The 20,246-nt window shown below is 63.3% G+C and carries 12 protein-coding genes and 1 rRNA gene; 3 read left to right on the forward strand and 10 right to left on the reverse strand.

The annotated features are described in order from the left end of the window. Positions 1 to 82 precede the first annotated feature (82 nt). The 8 genes from rluB to purL all read right to left on the reverse strand — a co-directional run bounded on the left by rluB (position 83) and on the right by purL (position 13,894). Positions 83 to 943 (reverse strand): 23S rRNA pseudouridine(2605) synthase RluB, encoded by an 861-nt coding sequence (gene rluB, locus LCW13_RS14845; RefSeq protein WP_043336411.1) that lies wholly within the window; start codon positions 941 to 943, stop codon positions 83 to 85. A gap of 317 nt (positions 944 to 1,260) precedes the next feature. Continuing rightward, positions 1,261 to 2,352, reverse strand: coding sequence for an SMC-Scp complex subunit ScpB (scpB, locus tag LCW13_RS17545; protein WP_404813631.1), 1,092 nt, complete (start codon positions 2,350 to 2,352; stop codon positions 1,261 to 1,263). Then, a complete protein-coding gene (locus LCW13_RS14855) occupies positions 2,349 to 3,386 on the reverse strand; it encodes a segregation and condensation protein A (protein ID WP_225347295.1) in 1,038 nt (345 codons plus the stop codon). The genes scpB and LCW13_RS14855 overlap by 4 nt, the downstream gene beginning before the upstream one ends. A 126-nt stretch (positions 3,387 to 3,512) precedes the next feature. Continuing rightward, complete coding sequence (locus tag LCW13_RS14860) at positions 3,513 to 4,727, reverse strand: nucleotidyl transferase family protein (protein WP_043336371.1); 1,215 nt, start codon at positions 4,725 to 4,727, stop codon at positions 3,513 to 3,515. Positions 4,728 to 4,858: 131 nt separating this feature from the next. Further along, entirely contained in the window at positions 4,859 to 6,649 is a 1,791-nt protein-coding gene (locus tag LCW13_RS14865) for a DEAD/DEAH box helicase (RefSeq protein WP_225347296.1), read from the reverse strand. A 265-nt stretch (positions 6,650 to 6,914) separates the two neighbouring features. Further along, entirely contained in the window at positions 6,915 to 7,736 is an 822-nt protein-coding gene (locus tag LCW13_RS14870; RefSeq protein ID WP_225347297.1) for a crotonase/enoyl-CoA hydratase family protein, read from the reverse strand. A gap of 213 nt (positions 7,737 to 7,949) precedes the next feature. Next, positions 7,950 to 9,596 carry an FMN-binding glutamate synthase family protein gene (locus tag LCW13_RS14875; protein WP_225347298.1) on the reverse strand — a complete coding sequence of 549 codons (1,647 nt, stop codon included), beginning with the start codon at positions 9,594 to 9,596 and terminating at the stop codon, positions 7,950 to 7,952. A 383-nt stretch (positions 9,597 to 9,979) separates the two neighbouring features. After that, positions 9,980 to 13,894, reverse strand: coding sequence for a phosphoribosylformylglycinamidine synthase (gene purL, locus LCW13_RS14880; protein WP_225347299.1), 3,915 nt, complete (start codon positions 13,892 to 13,894; stop codon positions 9,980 to 9,982). Between the two features lie 172 nt (positions 13,895 to 14,066). On the opposite strand from purL, the gene mltF reads away from it, so the two are divergent. Beyond that, entirely contained in the window at positions 14,067 to 15,560 is a 1,494-nt protein-coding gene (gene mltF / locus LCW13_RS14885) for a membrane-bound lytic murein transglycosylase MltF (RefSeq protein ID WP_082388806.1), read from the forward strand. An 82-nt stretch (positions 15,561 to 15,642) separates the two neighbouring features. Continuing rightward, a complete protein-coding gene (locus tag LCW13_RS14890) occupies positions 15,643 to 17,598 on the forward strand; it encodes a GGDEF domain-containing protein (protein ID WP_052384859.1) in 1,956 nt (651 codons plus the stop codon). A 94-nt stretch (positions 17,599 to 17,692) separates the two neighbouring features. Here the strand turns inward: LCW13_RS14890 and tadA are convergent, their stop codons facing one another. Beyond that, the gene (gene tadA, locus LCW13_RS14895) at positions 17,693 to 18,139 is read right to left on the reverse strand and encodes a tRNA adenosine(34) deaminase TadA (RefSeq protein ID WP_225347300.1); all 447 of its coding nucleotides are present in this window, start codon (positions 18,137 to 18,139) and stop codon (positions 17,693 to 17,695) included. 200 nt (positions 18,140 to 18,339) lie between these two features. On the opposite strand from tadA, the gene LCW13_RS14900 reads away from it, so the two are divergent. Further along, complete coding sequence (locus LCW13_RS14900) at positions 18,340 to 19,185, forward strand: acyl-CoA thioesterase (protein WP_225347301.1); 846 nt, start codon at positions 18,340 to 18,342, stop codon at positions 19,183 to 19,185. A gap of 825 nt (positions 19,186 to 20,010) precedes the next feature. Here the strand turns inward: LCW13_RS14900 and rrf are convergent. Next, positions 20,011 to 20,126 (reverse strand): 5S ribosomal RNA (rrf, locus tag LCW13_RS14905). Positions 20,127 to 20,246 lie beyond the last annotated feature (120 nt).

Here is a 20,246-nt window from a genome sequence, read left to right on the forward strand (position 1 = left end):
GTCGCACGAGCTTGTGGCATGTCCACGAGCTTATGCCATGTCAGTGAATGACGGCGCATCGCCGCCCTCACCGACTGCGCCATCAGCGCGGCTTGCGCGTACGCTGCGGCGGCTTCTTCATGGCGCGCACCGGACGACGCTTCTGCTTGTCGCGGCTCCAGCGATTCTGCTCGTCCGGCGTCAGGGCCGGCGCCTTGCGATGCTCGAGACCTGCCAGCGTGGACAGTTCATCGATCTCGCTCTGCTCCATCTCCACCCACTCACCGGCGCGAGCGCGCTTGTCGAGGAAGATGTTGCCGTAGCGCACGCGCTTCAGACGGCTGACGGTCAGGCCCTGGGAGTCCCACAGACGACGAACCTCACGGTTGCGGCCTTCCATGATCACGACGTGGAACCAGCTGTTGATGCCTTCGCCACCGAATTCCTGCACATCGGTGAAACGTGCCGGGCCATCTTCGAGCATCACGCCATTGACCATGTTGACGACGTGCTCGCGCTTGACCTCGCCCATGACACGCACGGCGTACTCACGCTCGATCTGGGTCGACGGGTGCATCAGGCGGTTGGCCAGCTCACCGTCGGTGGTGAACAGCAACAGACCGCTGGTGTTGATGTCGAGACGACCGATCGCGATCCAACGCTCGCCCTTCAGACGCGGCAGACGCTCGAAGACGGTGCGGCGGCCTTCCGGGTCCTTGCGCGTGCACAGCTCGCCTTCCGGCTTGTTGTACATGATGACGCGACGCGCCGTCTCTTCCGCGCCCTTCAGGCTCTGCGGGCGATCATCGAGGCTGACCTGGTCACGCGGGCCAACGCGATCACCCAGCTGGGCGACCTTGCCGTTGACCTTGACGCGACCGGCGCTGATGGCGACTTCCATCTCACGGCGGGAGCCGAGACCGGAGCGCGCCAGCACCTTCTGCAGTTTCTCGTCCTCGACCAGCTTGTCGCCCTTGGCCTGCGGCGGCAGCGGACGCAGTTCCGGCGCGTCGGCGGCGGCCGGCTTCTTGCCGACATTGGCCTTGCTGCCGCGCGTGGACTTGCCGGTATCACGGGTCGGGCGGGCCTGCTCGCCACGCTTGTCGGCAGAATCCGCCGCGCGCTTGTCCGTGACATTCTTGTCCGCGAAGGCCTTGCCGGTCACGGCCTTGCCACCGGCGTGCTTGTTGCCTGCCTGGCTGCTGCCGGGGCGAGAGGTCTTGCGCTTATCAGAGTCTGTCTTGCTCATGACATGAACCATTTCATCTATAGGAGTTTCGCCTACGCAGGGTCGTCATCATCGACGGTCCCGGCAGCGGAGGAGTCGTGCGGCTGCGCATCGGCAGCGTCGTCATCCTCGTCTGCACCGCGCAAACGTTGGCTGAGGCGCGCTTCGAGTGTGGCGAAGTCGACCCCCGAGCCGGTGGACGCCATCCCGGCGTGGTCATTTTCCGCCTGTGAGGCGGAGGGTGCTGCTGTGTTCGGTGTGTCAGCCGAGGCGCCGGAGGTATCGAGTGCGCGCATCTTCAGCGCCTCTTCCAGCTGCTCGGCGGTGACGTCCGGCGGTTGCCAGTCGTCGGGCACCGGGGTGCCAGTGTCGGTCTCAAGACCTGTCTCAAGATCTGACTCAAGCCCTGTCTCAGCGCCTGACTCAGTCTTTCCCCCAGTCTCTGCGTCAGGTGCTGACTCAGGCGCTGTCTCATGCTCTGGATCAGCCCCCGCATCAGCGCCGTCTGCCGGTGCCTCCTCCGTCTCGCCGTCCGGGTCATCCGGCAGCGGCAAGGTCTGAGAGGGCGGCACATCATACAGGTCTGCCTCGAGCTGTTCGAGTCCTTCGAAGCCTTTCAGTTCATGCACCGGCGGCAGCTCTTCCAGCGTCTTGAGCCCGAAGTCATCGAGGAACTGACGCGTGGTGGCGAAGACCGCCGGACGCCCCGGCACATCACGGTGGCCGACCACTCTCACCCAGCCGCGCTCGACCAGGGTACGCATGATCGAGGAGCTGACCGTCACGCCACGCACCTGCTCGATATCGCCGCGGGTCACCGGTTGACGATAGGCCACCAGCGCCAGGGTCTCCAGCAAGGCGCGTGAATAACGTTGCGGGCGCTCTTCCCACAGCCGCGATACCCAGGGGGAATACTGCTGGCGAACGCGCAGCCGCCAGCCACTGGCGGTCTCGATCAGCTCCAGCGCGCTCTTGTCGGCCGGGTGACGCGCTTCCAGCTTGCCCAACGCCTCGCGCAGCGCAGGCCTGGTCGGGCTTGAATACTCATCGAACAGACCGGCCAGGCGCTCAAGCGTCAGCGGCTCGCCGGCGGCCAGCAGGGCCGCTTCGATGATCTGGTCCAGCGGGACATCGCGCAAACTCATGACGCCGCGTTCTCCTGCTCGTCGGATGGGGGTAAGGAGGGTGACGTCTGCGCATCATCGGACGCTGCGTCATCGGACGCTGCGTCATCGAACGCCCCCTGATCGGCCGCCACCTCTTCTTCGTCGGCGAATTCCAGCGCCAGCCAGTCCCCGTCATCCTCGGGGTCCGGTTCCGGCGTGCGGGCGCGCACGTGAATCGGTGACAGCGGCGCATTCTGGACGATCTCGATCATCGACTCCTTGGCCAGCTCCAGAATCGCCATGAAACTGACCACTACCCCGGCACGCCCTTCCTCGAGCGTGAACAGCTTCTCGAAGGGCATGAAGTGCTCATGGGTCAACAGATTCATGATCGCCAGCATGCGCTCGCGAGTCGACATCACCTCACGCGAGATGGTGTGCGCCTGGACGAGGTCCGCCTGACGCAAGAGGCCGGACAACGCGCCGAGCAATTCCGACAGGTCGACATCAGGGTGCACCACCCGCGTCTCGAGTTCGGGCAGGTCTGCCGTGGCCACGAACCAGTCGCGGCCCTGACGCGGCATCTCATCCAGCCCTTCGGCGGCCAGCTTGGTCTGCTCGTATTCCTGCAGGCGGCGAATCAGCTCGGCGCGCGGATCCTCTTCCTCGTCGTCATCACTCGCCTTGGGCTGACGCGGCAGCAGGCTGCGCGACTTGATCTCCGCCAGCATCGCGGCCATCAGCAGGTATTCACCGGCCAGATCGATCTGCATGGCGTGCATCAGCTCGACATACTCGATGTACTGATGGGTGATGGCCGCGACATTGATGGCGAGGATATCGAGATTCTGGCGACGGATGAGGTAGAGCAGCAGATCCAGCGGCCCCTCGAAGGTCTCGAGAAAGACACGCAGCGCCTCCGGCGGGATGTACAGATCCTGCGGCATCTCGGTGAGCGCGGTGTCGTTGACGCGCGCCAGTACCGTCGACGACGCCGTCGGGGGCGTGACGAGAGGTGCGGGCTGATGCCCATCGGTGAGGGCAAAACTGGCGCCATCGAGCAGGTCGCTCATGACATCTCCTGCAGGAGGCGGGTGAAGGTGGGTCTGGGGGACGGGCATTCTAGCGGCTCGCGCCCCATCCCCCAAGTCTTTACGCCGCCGGTGATACGCCGGGGCCGCGCTCGGCGCCGCCCGCCTCTAGCGATAGGTCAGGCCGATCACGCGCCGCAGCTCATCCAGGGTGTCGCGCACGGTGTCGCGGGCCCGCTCGGCCCCTTCTGTCATCATGGTGCGCACCTTGCCATGCTCCCCTTCCAACGCCTCGGCACGCTCACGAATCGGCGTCAGCGCCGCGTCGACATGCTCGATCAGACAGCCCTTGCAGTCCAGGCAGCCGATGCTGGCATCACGGCAGCCCTCCTCCGCCCACTGGCGGTCCGAAGCGGGCGTGAAACTTTCGTGCAGCGTCCACAGCGGGCAGCGCTGCGGGTCGCCGGGGTCCTTGCGACGCACGCGCGCAGGGTCGGTGGGCATCTCGCGCACGCAGGCCGCGATATCGTCGCGCCCGCTGCGCAGGAAGATGGCGTCTTCCCGTGCGGCCTTGTGCGTCTTGAGCTCCATGCCCAGCAGCGGCTCGACCTCACCCTGCCAGTGTTCCGGCTCGCCGAGGATGCGCCGCCCGCCACCTTCCAGATAGCCGAGCAGGCGCTCCTGCTGGTTGCGGTTGAGCTTGCTGGTCTCGGCCAGCAGGCCGCGCGCACGCTCGAAGGCCTCGAGATCGCCCTCTTCCTGATAGTCGCTCAACCATTCGCGATACAGGCGGCCGCTCTTCTTGCCCAGGCGCGCGATGGCGCGTTCGGCCTGTTCCTCGAAGCCGGCATCGCGGCCATAGCGATGATTGAAGCGCCGGGCGACCTCACGGGTGAACTCGATATGCGCACGCTGCTCGGGGCCGGCGGGCACCACCTGCCCCCGCAGCGCCAGAATGTCGGCCGCCTGCATCAGGGGTGCACCGAGCATGGCCAGACTGGCGCCCTGCTGCTCACCGAGCCCGGCGACCATCTCGCGGTAGCTGGGCAGACGCTCCAGCCAGGCCTTGGGCGTGACGCTGGCCAGGATCATGTGCACGTCGGTCAGCTCCGGCACCCACGACTGGATGAACAGGGTAGCGACCTTGGGGTTGACCCCACAGGCGAGACAGTCGATCACCATCGCCCAGCTGTATTGCTCGATCTCGTGAGGCGCGTGACCGCTGACCGCCAGCGCGTTCCAGTCGGCGACCAGAAAATAGGCATCGTGATGGTATTGCAGCTCGGTCCAGCGCCGGATCACTGATTGATAGTGTCCGAGTTGCAGGTGTCCGGTGGGGCGTAAGCCGGACACCAGCCTGGCCGAGGTATCGGTGGCACTCACCTTGTGAGTTCTCCCTGAGGCGTATGAAGCCGCCAGTCTAGCAACCCGAGGCCCCGATCAGCATCCCCGCGACGTCGTGTCCCTGACAACATGCGCCACGCGACCGGATCACGCAGCGGCCAACGCGCCGCTCAACCGGCGGCGATGCCGGTGCGATAGCGCCCGGCGTAGTCGAACAGCTTGTCGCGGATCTGCCAGTAACGCCCGCTCTTGCGCCCGATGACGAAGTCCGGCGCCTTGAGACGCTCCTCGCCCGCCAACACCTCGGCGATGTCCTTCGGTGCCCAGTCACTGCCCGGCGCGCGCAGATGACGCGCGAGGAAGCTCAAGCGGAAGGCGTGACGCTGCGCGGAGGTCTCGAGCGCGAACCACTCGGAAAGATCGGTGCCATCCTCGTCGTAATAGGTCACCTTCAAGCGTGGAAGGCCGCGCCCGTTGCGCGCCTCCTCCAGCTGCCAGCCGCTGACGCGCAGCACCCGTGCATCACGCAGCTTGAGCGCATCGCGCAGCTTGTCATCCGGATCTACCAGTCGCGCCTGACAGGCATGACAATGGCGGGCGGCGATGTCATTGGCCTCGCCACACTGCGGGCAGGCCTTGGCGCGATAGCGGAAGTCGCACTGCACCAGCGGCCTGCCCTCGCCCTCCGGCGACTCGACCAGCCCCTGACAGCGGCGCCCGAAGTGCTCGACCACCAGCTCGCCATCCTTGCGTCCCCAGAACAGATTGGCATTGCCGCATACCGGGCACTCGACCTGCACGATCTCGGTGTCGCCGGCCGGTTTCGGCGTCGCCACCTCCGGCGCGTAGAGATCCCAGGGATTGCCGGCGTAGTCGAGAATCAGACAGTCCGTCTTGCCGGGACTCAGACGCAGGCCGCGTCCGACAATCTGCTGATAGAGACTGACGGATTCCGTGGGCCGCAGGATGGCGATCAGATCGACATGCGGCGCATCGAAGCCGGTGGTGAGCACCGCCACATTGACCAGATACTTGAGCTGCTGGGCCTTGAAGGCATTGATCAGCCGCTCGCGCTCCTCGCTGGGGGTCTCGCCGGTGATCAGCGCCGCCTCGCCGTCAGGCAGGAGTGCGGTGACTTCCTCGGCATGCTCGACGGTGGAACAGAACACCATCACGCCACGCCGCTCGCGTGCCTGGGCGACGATATCCAGCACGATGCCCGGCGTCGCGCGCGAGCCCTGCACCACCTCGTTGAGCTCCGCCTCCTGGAAGCTGCCGCCGATACCGGGCGCCAGCTGCGAGAAGTCATAGCGCGCCACCGCGACATCGACGCGCCGCGGCTCACTCAGAAAGCCCTGCCGCACCATCAGGCGCAGCGGCTGCTCGAAGACGCAATCACGGAAGAAGCAGTCGTCATCCCCGCGCACCATGCCGTGATAGTGACGGTGGAAGATGAAGCCCTGACCGAGACGATACGGCGTCGCCGTCAGCCCCAGCACCTTGAGACGCGGATTGTGCTCGCGCAGATGATTGATGACCTTGCGATAGCTGGCGTCCTTCTCCAGCGAGACCCGGTGACACTCATCGATCACCAGCAGCGTGAAGGGCGCCGCCTGAGCATCAGCCGTCGGCTCAGCCGGCGTGAAGGCATCAAGGTTGCGCACCACTGACTGCACCGAGCCGAACACCACCTGACGCGAGGCCTGCTTGCGCTTGAGGCCGGCACTGAAGATGTCGGCGTCCTTGCCATAGGATTCGTACTTGGCGTGGTTCTGCTCGACCAGCTCGCGCACATGCGCCAGCACCAGCACACGGCCACGCGCGATACGCGCAAGCTCCGCGATCACCAGTGACTTGCCGCTGCCGGTGGGCAGCACGATCACCGCCGCCTCATCACTGCGGCGAAAGTGCTCGACGGTACGCCGCACGGCCTCCTGCTGATATGGACGCAGCTCAAACATGCAGCGCCGTCCAGCAAGGCACATGAGTGGGGGCGCTGCCGGCAGGCAGGCCCAGGGAAGTGATGGCTGACAGGGAAGTGATGGCTGACAGGGAAGTGATGGCTGACAGGGGCGTGAGGGCTGACAGGAACATTGACATCAAGGGGCCGCCGAATCGCAGGAAGGGACAATGCCCCCATTATCCGCATCAGCGACTGCAGCGGCAAAGTGGGTGTGGATAACCTGAGCCCGCCAACCTTGGCCCGTAAGTCTTGACCCGTCAGGATCAGAAGCGTGGCGCGCGGCCCTCGAGCTTGGCCTTGATGCATTCGGTCTGCTCCGCACGCCCCAGCAGCGAGGACTGCAGTTCTGCCTCAAGCGCCAGCGCCTCGGCTTCCGGCGCCGCGAGGGCCTCGTCATAGAGACGCGTGATCGCGCGGATGGCGCTGGGAGAGCGCCCGGCAATCTGGCGCGCCAGGGCCAAGGCCTCCTCCTGTGGGCTGGAGATGATGCGCGTGACCAGGCCGGCACTCTGCGCCTCGTTGGCCTCGACCTTGCGCCCGCTCCACGTCAGCTCGTGCAGCCAGTCCGGTCGCACGCCACGCGCGGTGACGCTGATGCCCATGTCCGGAATGATGCCCCAGTCGATCTCGAGCACCGCCAGACGCGCATCAGGATCACACAGCCGGATGTCCGCCCCCAGCGCGATCTGCAGACCGCCACCGAAAACGTTGCCATGCAAGGCGGCGATGACCGGCACCCCGATATCTCGCCAGCCCAGCGCCAGCTGCTGCACGGTATTGCGCTGCGGCGCACAGCCATTGGCCCCCGCGACCAGCAACTGCGGCACGCGGGCGGCGTCGCCCATGATGGCGGCGATATCCAGCCCCGCACAGAAACTGGGCCCCTCGCCCGACAGCACGATGGCGCGCAGGCCTGATTCCCGGGCGCGGGCATGCAACTCCTGCTGTACCGCCAGCAGGGCATCGATCATCTTCCAGTCGATGCCGTTGTGCTTGTCAGGACGATTGAGGCGCACGTCGGCGACATGCTCACTGATCGAGAGGGTCACATAACGTTCAGGCGTGAGGTGGATAGCGTCAGACATGGCGGTCTCCCTGCGACGGATAACGAGCAAGCACGCGCTCGAACGATTTCACGACAGTGCCGAGCGATGGCACTCATCCAGTGATAAACCCAAAAGGCGCAGGCAACCACACTGCGTTCGTCGAGCTGCCCACGGGCATGACTCGCTACGTCTCAGTGTGACTGCCTGCGCCCGGTTGTTGAACGGTCGTTTGGTCGCAGAGGTGACGATTGTCTACTCGCGCTTGGCCCCCGAGACCTCCGACAGCGATCGCGGCTGGAAGCTCTCGGCCTGGGCCATCGCCCAGACACGACGATAGAAGGGATAGTCATCCCCTTGCGTCAGCAGTGCGCCCTTGGTCAGGAAGGGATGCAGGTGCGAGAACAGCTTGACCTCATTCTCGGAGACACGATGCACCAGGTGGTCCGGGGTGATCTGCCAGGGCGTGTGCAGGCCCGCCGCCGACAGGATCTCGGCCAGCGCATGCAGGGTGTTGTGGTGGAAGTGACGCACCTGATCGGCCTTGTCTTCCACGACCAGCGATTTCTGGCGCAGATCATCCTGGGTGGCGATCCCCGTCGGGCACTTGTTGGTGTGACAGCTCAGTGACTGGATGCAGCCCAGCGCGAACATGTAACCGCGTGCGGCATTGACCCAGTCCGCGCCCAGCGCCATCACGCAGGCGAAATCGAAGGCACTGATGATCTTGCCGCTGACCCCGATGCGCACCTCATCACGCAGCCCTGCGCCCACCAGCGAGTTGTGGACGAACTGCAGCCCTTCACGCAGCGGGGTGCCGAGGTGATCGGTGAATTCGGTCGGTGCGGCGCCGGTACCGCCCTCACTGCCATCGACGACGATGAAATCGGGCACGATCCCGGTCTCGAGCATCGCCTTGACGATGGCCATGAACTCCCACGGCTGACCGAGGCACAGCTTGAAGCCCACCGGCTTGCCACCCGACAGCTCGCGCAGGCGCTGGATGAAGCTCAACAGCTCAAGGGGTGTGGAGAACTCACCGTGGTTGGAGGGCGAGATGCAATCCTTGCCCATCGGAATCCCGCGCGTCTCGGCGATCTCCTCGCTGATCTTGCTGGCCGGCAAGACGCCCCCGTGGCCGGGCTTGGCGCCCTGACTGAGCTTGATCTCGATCATCTTGACCTGCTCGCTGGCCGCCTGACGGGCAAACTTCTCGCCATCGAAGCGCCCTTCCTCGTCGCGGCAGCCGAAGTAGCCACTGCCCAGCTCCCAGATCAGATCGCCCCCGAATTCGCGGTGATAGGGGCTGATGCTGCCTTCGCCGGTGTCATGGGCGAAGTTGCCCAGCCTGGCGCCCTTGTTCAGGGCGCGGATGGCGTTGGCGCTCAAGGAGCCGAAGCTCATCGCCGAGATATTGAACAGCGAGGCATTGTAGGGATGCGAGCACTGGGAGTTGCCGACGTTGAGACGAAAGCCCTTGGGGTCCGGCACGCTCGAGGTCTGCATGGAGTGACCGATGAACTCATAGCTGTCGGAATAGACATCGAGCAAGGTGCCGAACGGCTGGGAGGAGTTGTGCTGACGGCCACGCGCATAGACCAGCTCGCGCTGCTTGTGGGAAAACGGCAGCTGATCGGTGTCCGACTCGAACAGGTACTGACGCATTTCCGGACGCAGCGCCTTGAACAGGTAGCGCATGTTGCCGATCACCGGATAGTTGCGACGCACGGCGTAATCCGGCTGCTGCATGTCGTAGATGCCGACGGCGACCAGAAAGGCCATCAGCAGCGTCAGCGGCCATATCCAGGGCGTCAGCTCCGACAGCCCCAGGCAGACCAGCAAGCCGAGGACACAGAGCCCGAAGACGGAGTAGCGAGGTAACAGCGACCATTTCAGTTTCATCAAGGCTTCCTTTGCCAGCGAACAGCAATGTCAGGGCTGTCGTTGTGGGAGGGGCAGGGGTTGTGATCAAGAGTCGCGACCACGGGTTGCGTCCAGTGCGGCGGCCACGGAACACGCCATGCCTGTCAGGGAGGCATCATCATCGATAGCGATGGCGACATCACGATGACGCCAGCCTGCCGCATGCCGGGCCGACTGTCCTGCCCAACGGTGGAATCCGCTGTTGAGCCAGTCGCACCACGATGCTCTCAGCATGTCTGTAAACAAGAAGACGCCTTCGTGGCGTGAACCACGAAGGCGTCTCCCGTTACTGCATTTCGCCACTGGTGACGTGCGCCAGCCTCATCGGCCGATGAGGCCGAGTCACTGGCGCGTCACGTCGCTCAGTCAACCCAGCGACGGGCATTGCGGAACATGCGCAACCAGGCGCCATCCTGCTGCCAGTCGTCCGGACGCCAGGAGTTGGTGACGGCACGCGCCACGCGCTCCGGGTGCGGCATCATGATGGTCACGCGACCATCATCGGTGGTCAGGCCGGTGATACCGGACGGCGAGCCGTTCGGGTTGGCCGGATAACGCGTGGTGGTCTGGCCGTAGTTGTCGACGTAACGCAGCGCGACCTGGCCGCTGCTCTGCATCTTGCGCAGGTGAGCGCTGTCGCGGAACTCGGCACGCCCTTCGCCATGCGCGATGGCGATCGGCAGGCGCGAACCTTCCATGCCATCGAGGAACAGCGAGGCGCTCTTCTCGACTTCGACCATCGCGACACGGGCCTCGAACTGCTCGGACTCGTTGCGCACGAAGCGCGGCCAGGCCTCGGCACCCGGAATCAGCTCCTTGAGCTGGGAGAGCATCTGGCAACCGTTGCAGACGCCCAGCGCGAAGCTGTCGTCACGATTGAAGAAGCGCTCGAACTGTTCACGCGCACGCGCATTGAACAGCACTGACTTGGCCCAGCCACCGCCGGCGCCCAGCACGTCACCGTAGGAGAAGCCGCCACAGGCGACCAGCCCCCGCATGGTGTCCAGATCGACACGCCCTTCGAGAATGTCGCTCATGTGGACATCGACGGCCTCGAAGCCGGCACGGTCGAAGCTTGCCGCCATCTCGAGCTGACCATTGACGCCCTGCTCGCGCAGGATCGCCATGCGCGGACGTGCACCGGTGTTCAGGTACGGCGCCGCGATGTCCTCGTTGACGTCGAAAGTGGCCTGGGCGGTAAGGCCCGGGTCACGCACGTCGTTGATGGACTCGAATTCGCTCTTGGCGCAATCGGCGTTGTCACGTGCGGCCTGCATGCGATAGCTGGTCTCGGCCCACAGGCGCTCGGCACTGGCGCGGGTGGTGGAGAGCAGGTTCTGGCCCAGCAGCGTGATGTTGATCTGCTCATCGGCACGCGGCGTGGCGATCACGCCACTGTGCTCGAGGCCCACGGCCTTGAGCTCGGCGAGGATGGACTCGGTATGTTCGCGACGTACCTGCACCACGGCACCCAATTCTTCGGCGAACAGCGCGCCGGTGGCCTGACCCGGCTCGGCGGCGGTCCAGTCGAGGGAGATGTCGAGACCGACACGTCCCGCGAAGGACATTTCCATCAAGGTGGTCAACAGACCACCGTCGCTGCGGTCGTGATAGGCCAGCAGCTTGCCTTCGACATTGAAGCGCTGGATGGCCTCGAAGAAGTGCTTGAGGTCTTCAGGCTTGGCAAGATCCGGCGCTTCGTTGCCGACCTGACCATAGACCTGCGCCAGCGCGGAGCCACCGAGACGGTGAGCGCCATGGCCGAGATCGATCAGGATCAGGTCCGTCTCCACGGCCTCGCCATTCAGTGTGCGACGCAGCTGCGGCGTGAGGGTACGCATGGCATCGGTGACCGGCGCGAAGCCTGTCATCACCAGCGACAGCGGCGCGGTGATCGACTTGTCTTCGCCGTTCTCGTCCTGCCAGGCGGTGCGCATGGACATGGAGTCCTTGCCGACCGGAATGGTCAGGTCCAGCGCCGGGCACAGTTCCATGCCGACGGCGTGGACGGCCTCGTAGAGCGCCTGATTCTCGCCGGTGTGATCGGCAGCGCTCATCCAGTTGGCGGACAGCTTGATGTCAGACAGCTTGGCGATCGGCGCGGCGGCCAGGTTGGTGATCACCTCGGCCACGGCCAGACGCGCGGACGCGGCCGGCGAGATCAGTGCGACCGGGGTACGCTCGCCCATCGCCATCGCTTCACCGACATGGCTGTCGAGGGAGCTGGTGGTGACGGCGCAATCGGCCACCGGCACCTGCCACGGACCGACCATCTGGTCGCGCGCGACCATGCCGGTGATCGAGCGGTCGCCGATGGTGATCAGGAATTTCTTGGAGGCGACGGTGGGCAGCTGCAGCACACGGGTCATCGCTTCGCGCGGGTCGAGGTTGTCGAGACCCAGCGCCGGCAGTTCCAGCGTCTGGCGCTCGAAGCTGCGTGACATCTTGGGCGGCTTGCCGAACAGCACGTCCATCGGCAGATCGACCGGACGCGTATCGAAGTGACCATCCTTGACGATCAGTTCGTGCTCCTCGAGGGCTTCACCGACCACGGCGTACAGGCAACGCTCACGCTCACACAGGGCTTCGAAGGTGGCCAGATTCTCCGGTGCCACCGCCAGTACGTAGCGTTCCTGGGATTCGTTGCACCAGATCTCCAGCGGGCTCATGCCGGATTCGGCGCTCGGCACGGCGCGCAGGTCGAACAGGCCACCGCGACCGCCATCCTTGACCAGCTCCGGCAGTGCGTTGGACAGACCGCCCGCGCCGACGTCGTGGATGAAGCAGATCGGGTTCTTGTCATCCAGCGCCCAGCAGCGATCGATGACTTCCTGCACGCGACGCTCCATCTCGGCGTTGTCACGCTGCACGGAGGCGAAATCGAGGTCTTCGCTGGAGCTCCCGGAGGCCATGGAAGAGGCAGCACCGCCGCCCAGACCGATCAGCATCGCCGGGCCGCCCATCACGATCAGCTTGGCGCCGACCGGAATATCGCCCTTCTCCACGTGCTGGCTGCGGATGTTGCCGTAACCGCCGGCGAGCATGATCGGCTTGTGATAGCCGCGACGCTCGATGCCGCCGGCACCGAAGGCATCCTGCTCGTAGGTACGGAAGTAGCCGTTGAGGTTGGGACGGCCGAATTCGTTGTTGAACGCTGCGCCACCGATCGGGCCTTCGAGCATGATGTCGTAGGCGGTCTTGATGCGCTCCGGCTTGCCGTAGTCGTGCTCCCACGGCTGTTCGAAGCCCGGGATACGCAGGTTGGAGACGCTGAAGCCGGTCAGACCCGCTTTCGGCTTGGAGCCGACACCGGTCGCGCCTTCATCACGGATCTCGCCACCGGCACCGGTCGCGGCGCCCGGATAGGGAGCGATGGCGGTCGGGTGGTTGTGGGTCTCGACCTTCATCAGGATGTTGATCGGTTCCTGATGGTAGCGATAGATGTGGCCTTCGCCTGTCGGGAAGTAACGCCCGGCAGTCGGACCTTCCATCACGGCGGCGTTGTCACTGTAGGCGGACAGCACGCCATCCGGATGATGCTGGTAGGTGTTCTTGATCATCTTGAACAGCGAGTGCGACTGCGCTTCGCCGTCGATGGTCCAGTCCGCATTGAAGATCTTGTGGCGGCAATGCTCGGAGTTCGCCTGAGCGAACATCATCAGTTCGATGTCGGCAGGATTGCGGCCCAGAGTCTTGAAGGACTCGACCAGATAATCGATCTCGTCATCGGCCAGTGCCAGACCCAGGCTACCGTTGGCCTTGGCCAGGGCTTCGCGGCCACCGCCGAGGATGTCGACATGGGCAAGCTTGGCAGGTGCCTGATGCTGGAACAGACGTGCCGCGTCCTGAGTGCGGGTCAATACCGTCTCGGTCATGCGGTCGTGCAGTCGGGAGGACAGCGTGGCGAAGAGCTCTTCGCTCAGGGGCGCGTCCAGCTTGATGCGGTAGGCGATGCCACGCTCGAGGCGGCGGACTTGCGGCAGGCCGCAGTTGGCGGCGATATCCGTGGCCTTGGAAGACCAGGGAGACAGCGTGCCGAGGCGGGGGATGACGAGGAAGAGATGTCCTTCCGGAGCGCTCTCGTCACGACTGGGGCCGTAGTCCAGCAGGCGCTCCAGTGTTGTCCGATCGGAACTGCTCAGTTCACCATCGACCTCGGCCAGATGAAGGTACTCGGCATGAAGAGATTCCACCTCCGGCACCAGCTCGCGTAACGAAGCCAGTAGACGGGTGTGACGGAAGGCGGAAAGGGCAGGCGCGCCTCGCAGTTCGAGCATGGTCAGGGAAAGCCTCTGAAGCAGCGTGAACGGACAACCGCCAAACGGCGGCAGCAAGCGCATATCATACGTGAAAGGCGAGCCTTAACGAAGCCCGCAGGCGACATGCGTTGGATGACAGTGTGTTGAGCTGCCGGTATGGTGGAAGCCCTGCCGTGAATGATGCTGACGCATGCTCAAGACTTCGCCCTCTTCTCTCATTCCGCCCGTGCGACAGCTGCTGCGCCACGCGCGGCGTTTCCTCGTCGCGGCGCTGGCCCTCGCCTTGCTGATACTGCCCGAGCGCACCCTCATCGAGATGCCCACGCGGCTGGACGATGTCCGCGCGCGCGACTTCATTCAGGTCGCCACGCGCAATACCCCCACGACCTTCTATCGTGGCCGTCAGGGGCCTACCGGTTTCGAATACGAGCTGGCACGGGACTTCGCCGATTATCTTGGCGTGAGTCTGTCGATGGATTCCGAGCACAATATCGAGAGCCTGACCCAGAGCGTGCTCAATGATCAGGCCGACCTTGCGGCCGCGACCCTGCCGCTGGATCTCTCCGAACAGGACCTGCGCTTCTCGCGCCCCATCCTCGAATTGCAGGCGATGGTGGTCTATCGCCGCGGCATGCATCCGCCCAAGGAATTGAAGGATCTGGTCGGCAAGCGCATCGGCGTCATCAAGGGCGCCGGCACCAGCCTGGTACTGCGCGAAGTCCAGCAGGACATCCCCGAGCTCAGCTGGAAGGAAACCGGCGAGCTTGAGGTGGCGGACCTGCTGCAACGCATCGAGGAAGACAAGCTGGATGCGGCGGTCGTCTATGCCCATCAATTCAAGCTCAATCGCCTGTTCTTCCCCAATGTGGAGAACGGCTTCGACGTGGGCGATCCTCTGACCCTGGCCTGGGCCTTCCCCGCGCATGGCGACATTTCATTGCTGACCGCCGCCAATGATTTTCTCGAGACACGTCGCCAGGATGGCACCCTCGATCAATTGGTCGAGCGCTATTTCGGCCATGATGACTATCTCGAGTATGTCGGCGCACGGACCTTCATCCGCCAGGCACGCGACCGCCTGCCGCGTTATATCGACACCTTCAAGGAAGCCGCGCGCGAAACCGGCATCGACTGGAAACTGCTGGCCGCCACGGGCTATCAGGAATCGCACTGGCAGCCGAAGGCCACCTCTCCCACGGGGGTGCGCGGCCTGATGATGCTGACCAATGTGACGGCGCGCGAAATGAAGATCGCCAACCGTTTGGACCCCGTTCAGAGCATCGATGGTGGCTCACGCTATCTTGTGAGTATAAAGGGACGCTTGCCGGACGAGATCAAGGAACCGGATCGCACCTGGATGACGCTGGCGGCCTACAATGTCGGCCTGGGTCACCTGTTTGACGCCAGACGAATCGTGAAGATGAAGGGCGGTGACCCGAATCGCTGGAAGGATGTCCGCGAAGCCCTGCCCTTGCTGCAGAATCGTGAGTGGTACCAGAAAGTCCGTTATGGTTATGCACGCGGCGGAGAACCTGTCATCTATGTCCGCAATATCCGTCGTTATTATGAAATACTGAATTATGTTTACCGTAGCCAGCAGCAGTTCTATCAGCTGGATGAGCGTCCGATTACCGACGACGAAGGCGACAGCAATCCCTTCGATACAGTGCCTCCGATTCTCTGAGGATGGAGTTCGGACCGTCAGCACTCCGGTGCCTCAAGTGCACGCATCTTCACCACGCATCAAGAGCCTCTAAGGACAGGGAATGACACGCAGACTCGTCTTGATGTCGCTAAGCCTGATCGCGTTCGGCATCGCCTTGCTGGGGCTCTGGCCGTCTGCCGGCAATGAGGCCAATGCGCTGCTGCTGATGATGTTGACCCTGCAAGCCGCCGGCCAGGCTGCCTGGCATTGGCGCAATACCTCCCTCAGTCAGCTGTTCCTCAGCGCCTCATTGATCCTCAATATCCTGCTGATCTGCACCTTCCTGCTACCGGAAAGCTGGGTGGGGGTGGACCACTGGGGAGACCTGCTGATCAATCTGCCGGGCGATTGGCACATCGCCAATATCCGCCCGCCTATCCTGATCCTGTTCGCCTGTTTCGGCCTCACGACCTGCGCCCTGTTGCGCATGCGACTGGGATTCGGCTCTGCCATCCAGCTGACGCAAGTCACGCTGCTGTTGCTGTTTGCCATGATGTCCGACGCCAGTCTTTCCGTCGCCAGCATGGTGCTGGCAGGCCCGGAACGCATCACGCTGACCAGCTTCGTCAGTCTGCTGTTGATCGCTCAATGGATCGATCTACAGCCGGCATTCATGCAGATGTGGCGCCGCAATCTCATACCGCTGATCATTTCCTCCTCGATCACCCTGGTCTGTCTGCTCGCCTGGCAGCAGCAGAGCCAGGACGAGAACAATCGCATCAACCAGTCGACCTACGTACTGGGCGACAAGATCGCCACGGAGCTGTCTCGCGAGATCAACGACCAGCTCAATGCGATGCGACGTTTCGCCGGTTTCTGGAGCCTGATGGGGCAGACTCCGTCACGCGGAGAGTGGCAGCGCCTGGCACGCAGCTATTACAAGGATTTCGATTACTTCCAGAACATTGCCTTCATCGACCCGGACAGCGTGATAACGCGCGTCTTCCCGGACAAGGGCCGCAATCATGACGTGCTGGGCGTACGCCTGCTGGATGCTCAGCCGGACACTCCGCTGCGCAACCCGCTGGAACTCGGCATCGAGGGCCATACCGGCATCATCGACCTGATTCAGGGCGGCAAGGGCATGGTGTCCTACCTGCCGGTGCGCGATCCTCGCGATGGCACCATTCTGGGGGCGATCGCCATGGTGGTGGATCTGGCCCCTCTGCTCGACAGAGCCATGGACACGGCACGCAATGAGGCATTTGCGGTCACCCTGTCAGAGCGCGGCAACATCTATATCCATGTCGGCCCTGAGAGCCGTCTGGCGCCCTGGGGCCATCGTATCCCCATCGAGCTGCCCGCCACCGACCTGACCCTGGGTCTGCAGCCGACACAGCAGTTCCTGGCGGCCACTCGTGGCCGTCTGCCGGAGGTCACATTGCTGACGGGCATGCTGCTGGCCTACCTGCTCTTCCTCGTGATCTACATGTATCGCCGCGTCTCTCAGGAGCACGGCATCGTCAAGAATGCCAATGATGCACTTCGCGAAGAGATGGTGCGGCGAGAGCGACTGCAGAACGAGATCCAATGGCTGGCGCGTCACGACGAGCTGACCCAGCTGCCCAATCGTCGCTATTTCCTCGAGCAGGTGCAGAGCTTCAGCGGCAAGATGCCTCTGACGGTCATGATCCTGGATATCGACTTCTTCAAGACGATCAACGACAAACTGGGGCACTTGGAGGGAGACCGCTACCTGCAGAAGATTGCCGCCGTCTCACGGGCACCCGTGGAGTCTGCCGGCGGCATACTGGCGCGCTTCGGTGGCGAGGAGTTCGTGGTGTGCATTCCGGAATGCCCGCGCGCGGTAGGCCGCACTCTGGCGGAAGAGCTGCGGCGTGCCGTGCAGGCTGCAGGACTGCCGCAGCCCGCCACGGACAGCGTCGTCACGGTATCCGTGGGCATGGCATGCGTGGCGCGCGCTCCATTGCGGCTGGATGCACTGCTGCAGGCAGCGGATGAGGCGCTGTATCGCGCCAAGTCCAGTGGTCGCAATCAGGTCCAGGTCGCCGCCTGACGACTCATGGAGACCAACACGATCGCAACGCCGGAGGATCAGCTCGGTAGGACCTGCGCGGGCGGATCTGAGCGGAAGGTTCAGCGCGAAAGGATCAGCGCGGAAGCTCACCGCGCCGCTCCGCGAAGAAGGACTTGAGCAAGCGCTTGGCCTGAGCGGCCAATAGCCCCCCTTCCACCTCGACGTGATGGTTATGCCAGGGCTGTGCAAACAGATTGGCACGCGATTCCACCATGCCGGTCTTCGGCTCTGCTGCCGCGTAGACGACCCGCTTCACCCGCGCGTGGATCAAGGCGCCACTGCACATCATGCAGGGCTCCAGCGTCACATACAGCGTGCAATCGTCGAGACGATAGTTGCCGAGTCGGGCCGCCGCCGCGCGCAAGGCCTGTACCTCGGCATGTGCCGTCGGGTCCGGGGTGCTGACAGGCGCATTGTAGCCAGTGCCGATGATGTCGCCCTGGGGATTGACCACCACCGCGCCGACAGGCACCTCGCCAGCCTCGAATGCCAGCCGCGCCTGGTCCAGCGCCCGATGCATATAGTAATGATCCCCACGTGGCCCACTCCGGGCCTGCGGCGCTATCGCCAACTCGTCACTCACCGTTGTTCTCCGGTATCCTGAGGCCATTGTTTCGCTCACCATGATAACGGCTTGGCGCTCGCGCTTCCTACTACATTGCCGACCCGCTCGGTCTGGCACTGCTCCGAGCGCCTGCCCCTCAGCACAAGGATAGATCCATGACCCAAACAGCCACTGCGCCTCTTGAGGCACTGGTCACCCTGCTGGGTCTTGAGACCCTGGAAGAGAACCTGTTCAGAGGGCACAGTCAGGACCTCGGCTTCCCTCAGCTGTTTGGCGGACAGGTACTCGGACAAGCGCTGTCCGCAGCGACACGCACGGTACCGGTCGAACGTCAGGTTCACTCTCTGCATGGCTACTTCCTGCGCCCGGGCGATGCCCACAAGCCTGTCATCTATCAGGTTGATGGCGTGCGTGATGGCGGCAGCTTCACGACCCGCCGCATCAGTGCCATCCAGAATGGCAAGACCATCTTCTTCTGCAGCGCCTCCTTCCATGGCAAGGAGGCAGGCTTCGAGCATCAGCTCGCCATGCTCGATATCGAATCCCCAGAGCAGTTGATCGAACAGGGGGCACGTATCGAGCGCTATGAGGGCCACCCCATCGAATTCCTGCGCCTGAAGGCGCCGATCACGGCGAGTGATGATGACGCCTGCCCCCCACCACGCCAGCGGCTGTGGTTCCGACTGGCAGGCGAGCTGCCGGAAGATGATGCCCTACATCGCTACCTGCTGACATACAGCTCCGACTTCAATCTGCTGGCGACAGGCCTCGGCGGACATGGTGTGCGGTTCGGTTCGCCGGAACTGCAAATGGCGAGTCTGGATCACTCGCTATGGTTCCACCGCGATGTACGCGTCAATGATTGGATTCTCTACGAGATGGATAGCCCGTGGGCGGGAGGCGCACGTAGCTTCGCTCGCGGCAGCCTCTACAACCGGCACGGCGAGCTGGTGGCATCCAGCGCCCAGGAAGGCCTGACACGCCTGCGCAAACGTCCCTGAACGAATCGCCCTGTGCGAATTGTCCTGAGCGAGTCGTCCTGAACAACAATGCCCCTCCTGAGACATTCTCAGGAGGGGCATCGTCATTTTTAGCTGCGTCTATCTACAACCTACAACGCTGAGAATAGCGCACTGCGATTCACTATTATCGCGTCAATAGAGGAGTCACTTCAGTGCTGTCCTGACGCGCGTGCAGTTTTCATCCCGATAGCGCTGCTTGTAGTCATTGCGCTGGGACTGCCAACTTCGCATCTGGCCCGACGACCCGCCGCCGCGGCGCCTATCAGTATAATATTCGATCTTGTCCTTGATGAACTGACAGCGCTCTATCTTCCTCTCTCGCTCCCCGGCAGATGCCATTTCTGACGACATCAGCCCCAACAAAAGAGCCATCATTCCTGCCAATAGAAGTCTTGATAACGAATATGAAAAGCCCCTCGACATATCGCCTCCTTGCGCCTATTCATGGATAGCTTCAATGAGTGATATTCAATGACAGCGCAGACACCGAGCAGGTGCAGCAACAGCAAAGATATCTCCCGATAAAGATATCTCTCAACAGCGTGGAATGCCTGTCGATCAAGTACACTCAATGGAGAGCCAGCACGTTTTCCCAGTGATACTGATCCATATACAAAGATGCCTCTATCATTATCGTGATAGAGGCATCTTTGTATCATATAGCTCATGTAGCCATGTCTTGGGCTGTACGCATTTACCCCAGCACGGCAGTTCTTTTGCGCCAACGTTTCCTGAGCACCACTTTTCTTGAACACAAAGAGAACCGCCCCTGCAGCAAGGCTGCAGGGGCGGTTCGGTATAAGTGCCTGACGATGACCTACTCTCACATGGAGAAACTCCACACTACCATCGGCGCTAAGCGGTTTCACTTCCGAGTTCGGCATGGGATCGGGTGGTTCACGCTCGCTATGGTCGTCAGGCGAAACGGTGGCATCTTGCGATGCCTGAGTCCCGAGGTTTGTGGCCTCGTGACTCGCAATATGAATCATGCTGACCGATATGTCTCGATCCTGTCGCAATCCCGGCGGTTTGCCTACGCA

This window comes from Cobetia amphilecti (genome assembly GCF_020217465.1).
GTDB classification, from domain to species: Bacteria; Pseudomonadota; Gammaproteobacteria; order Pseudomonadales; family Halomonadaceae; genus Cobetia; species Cobetia amphilecti.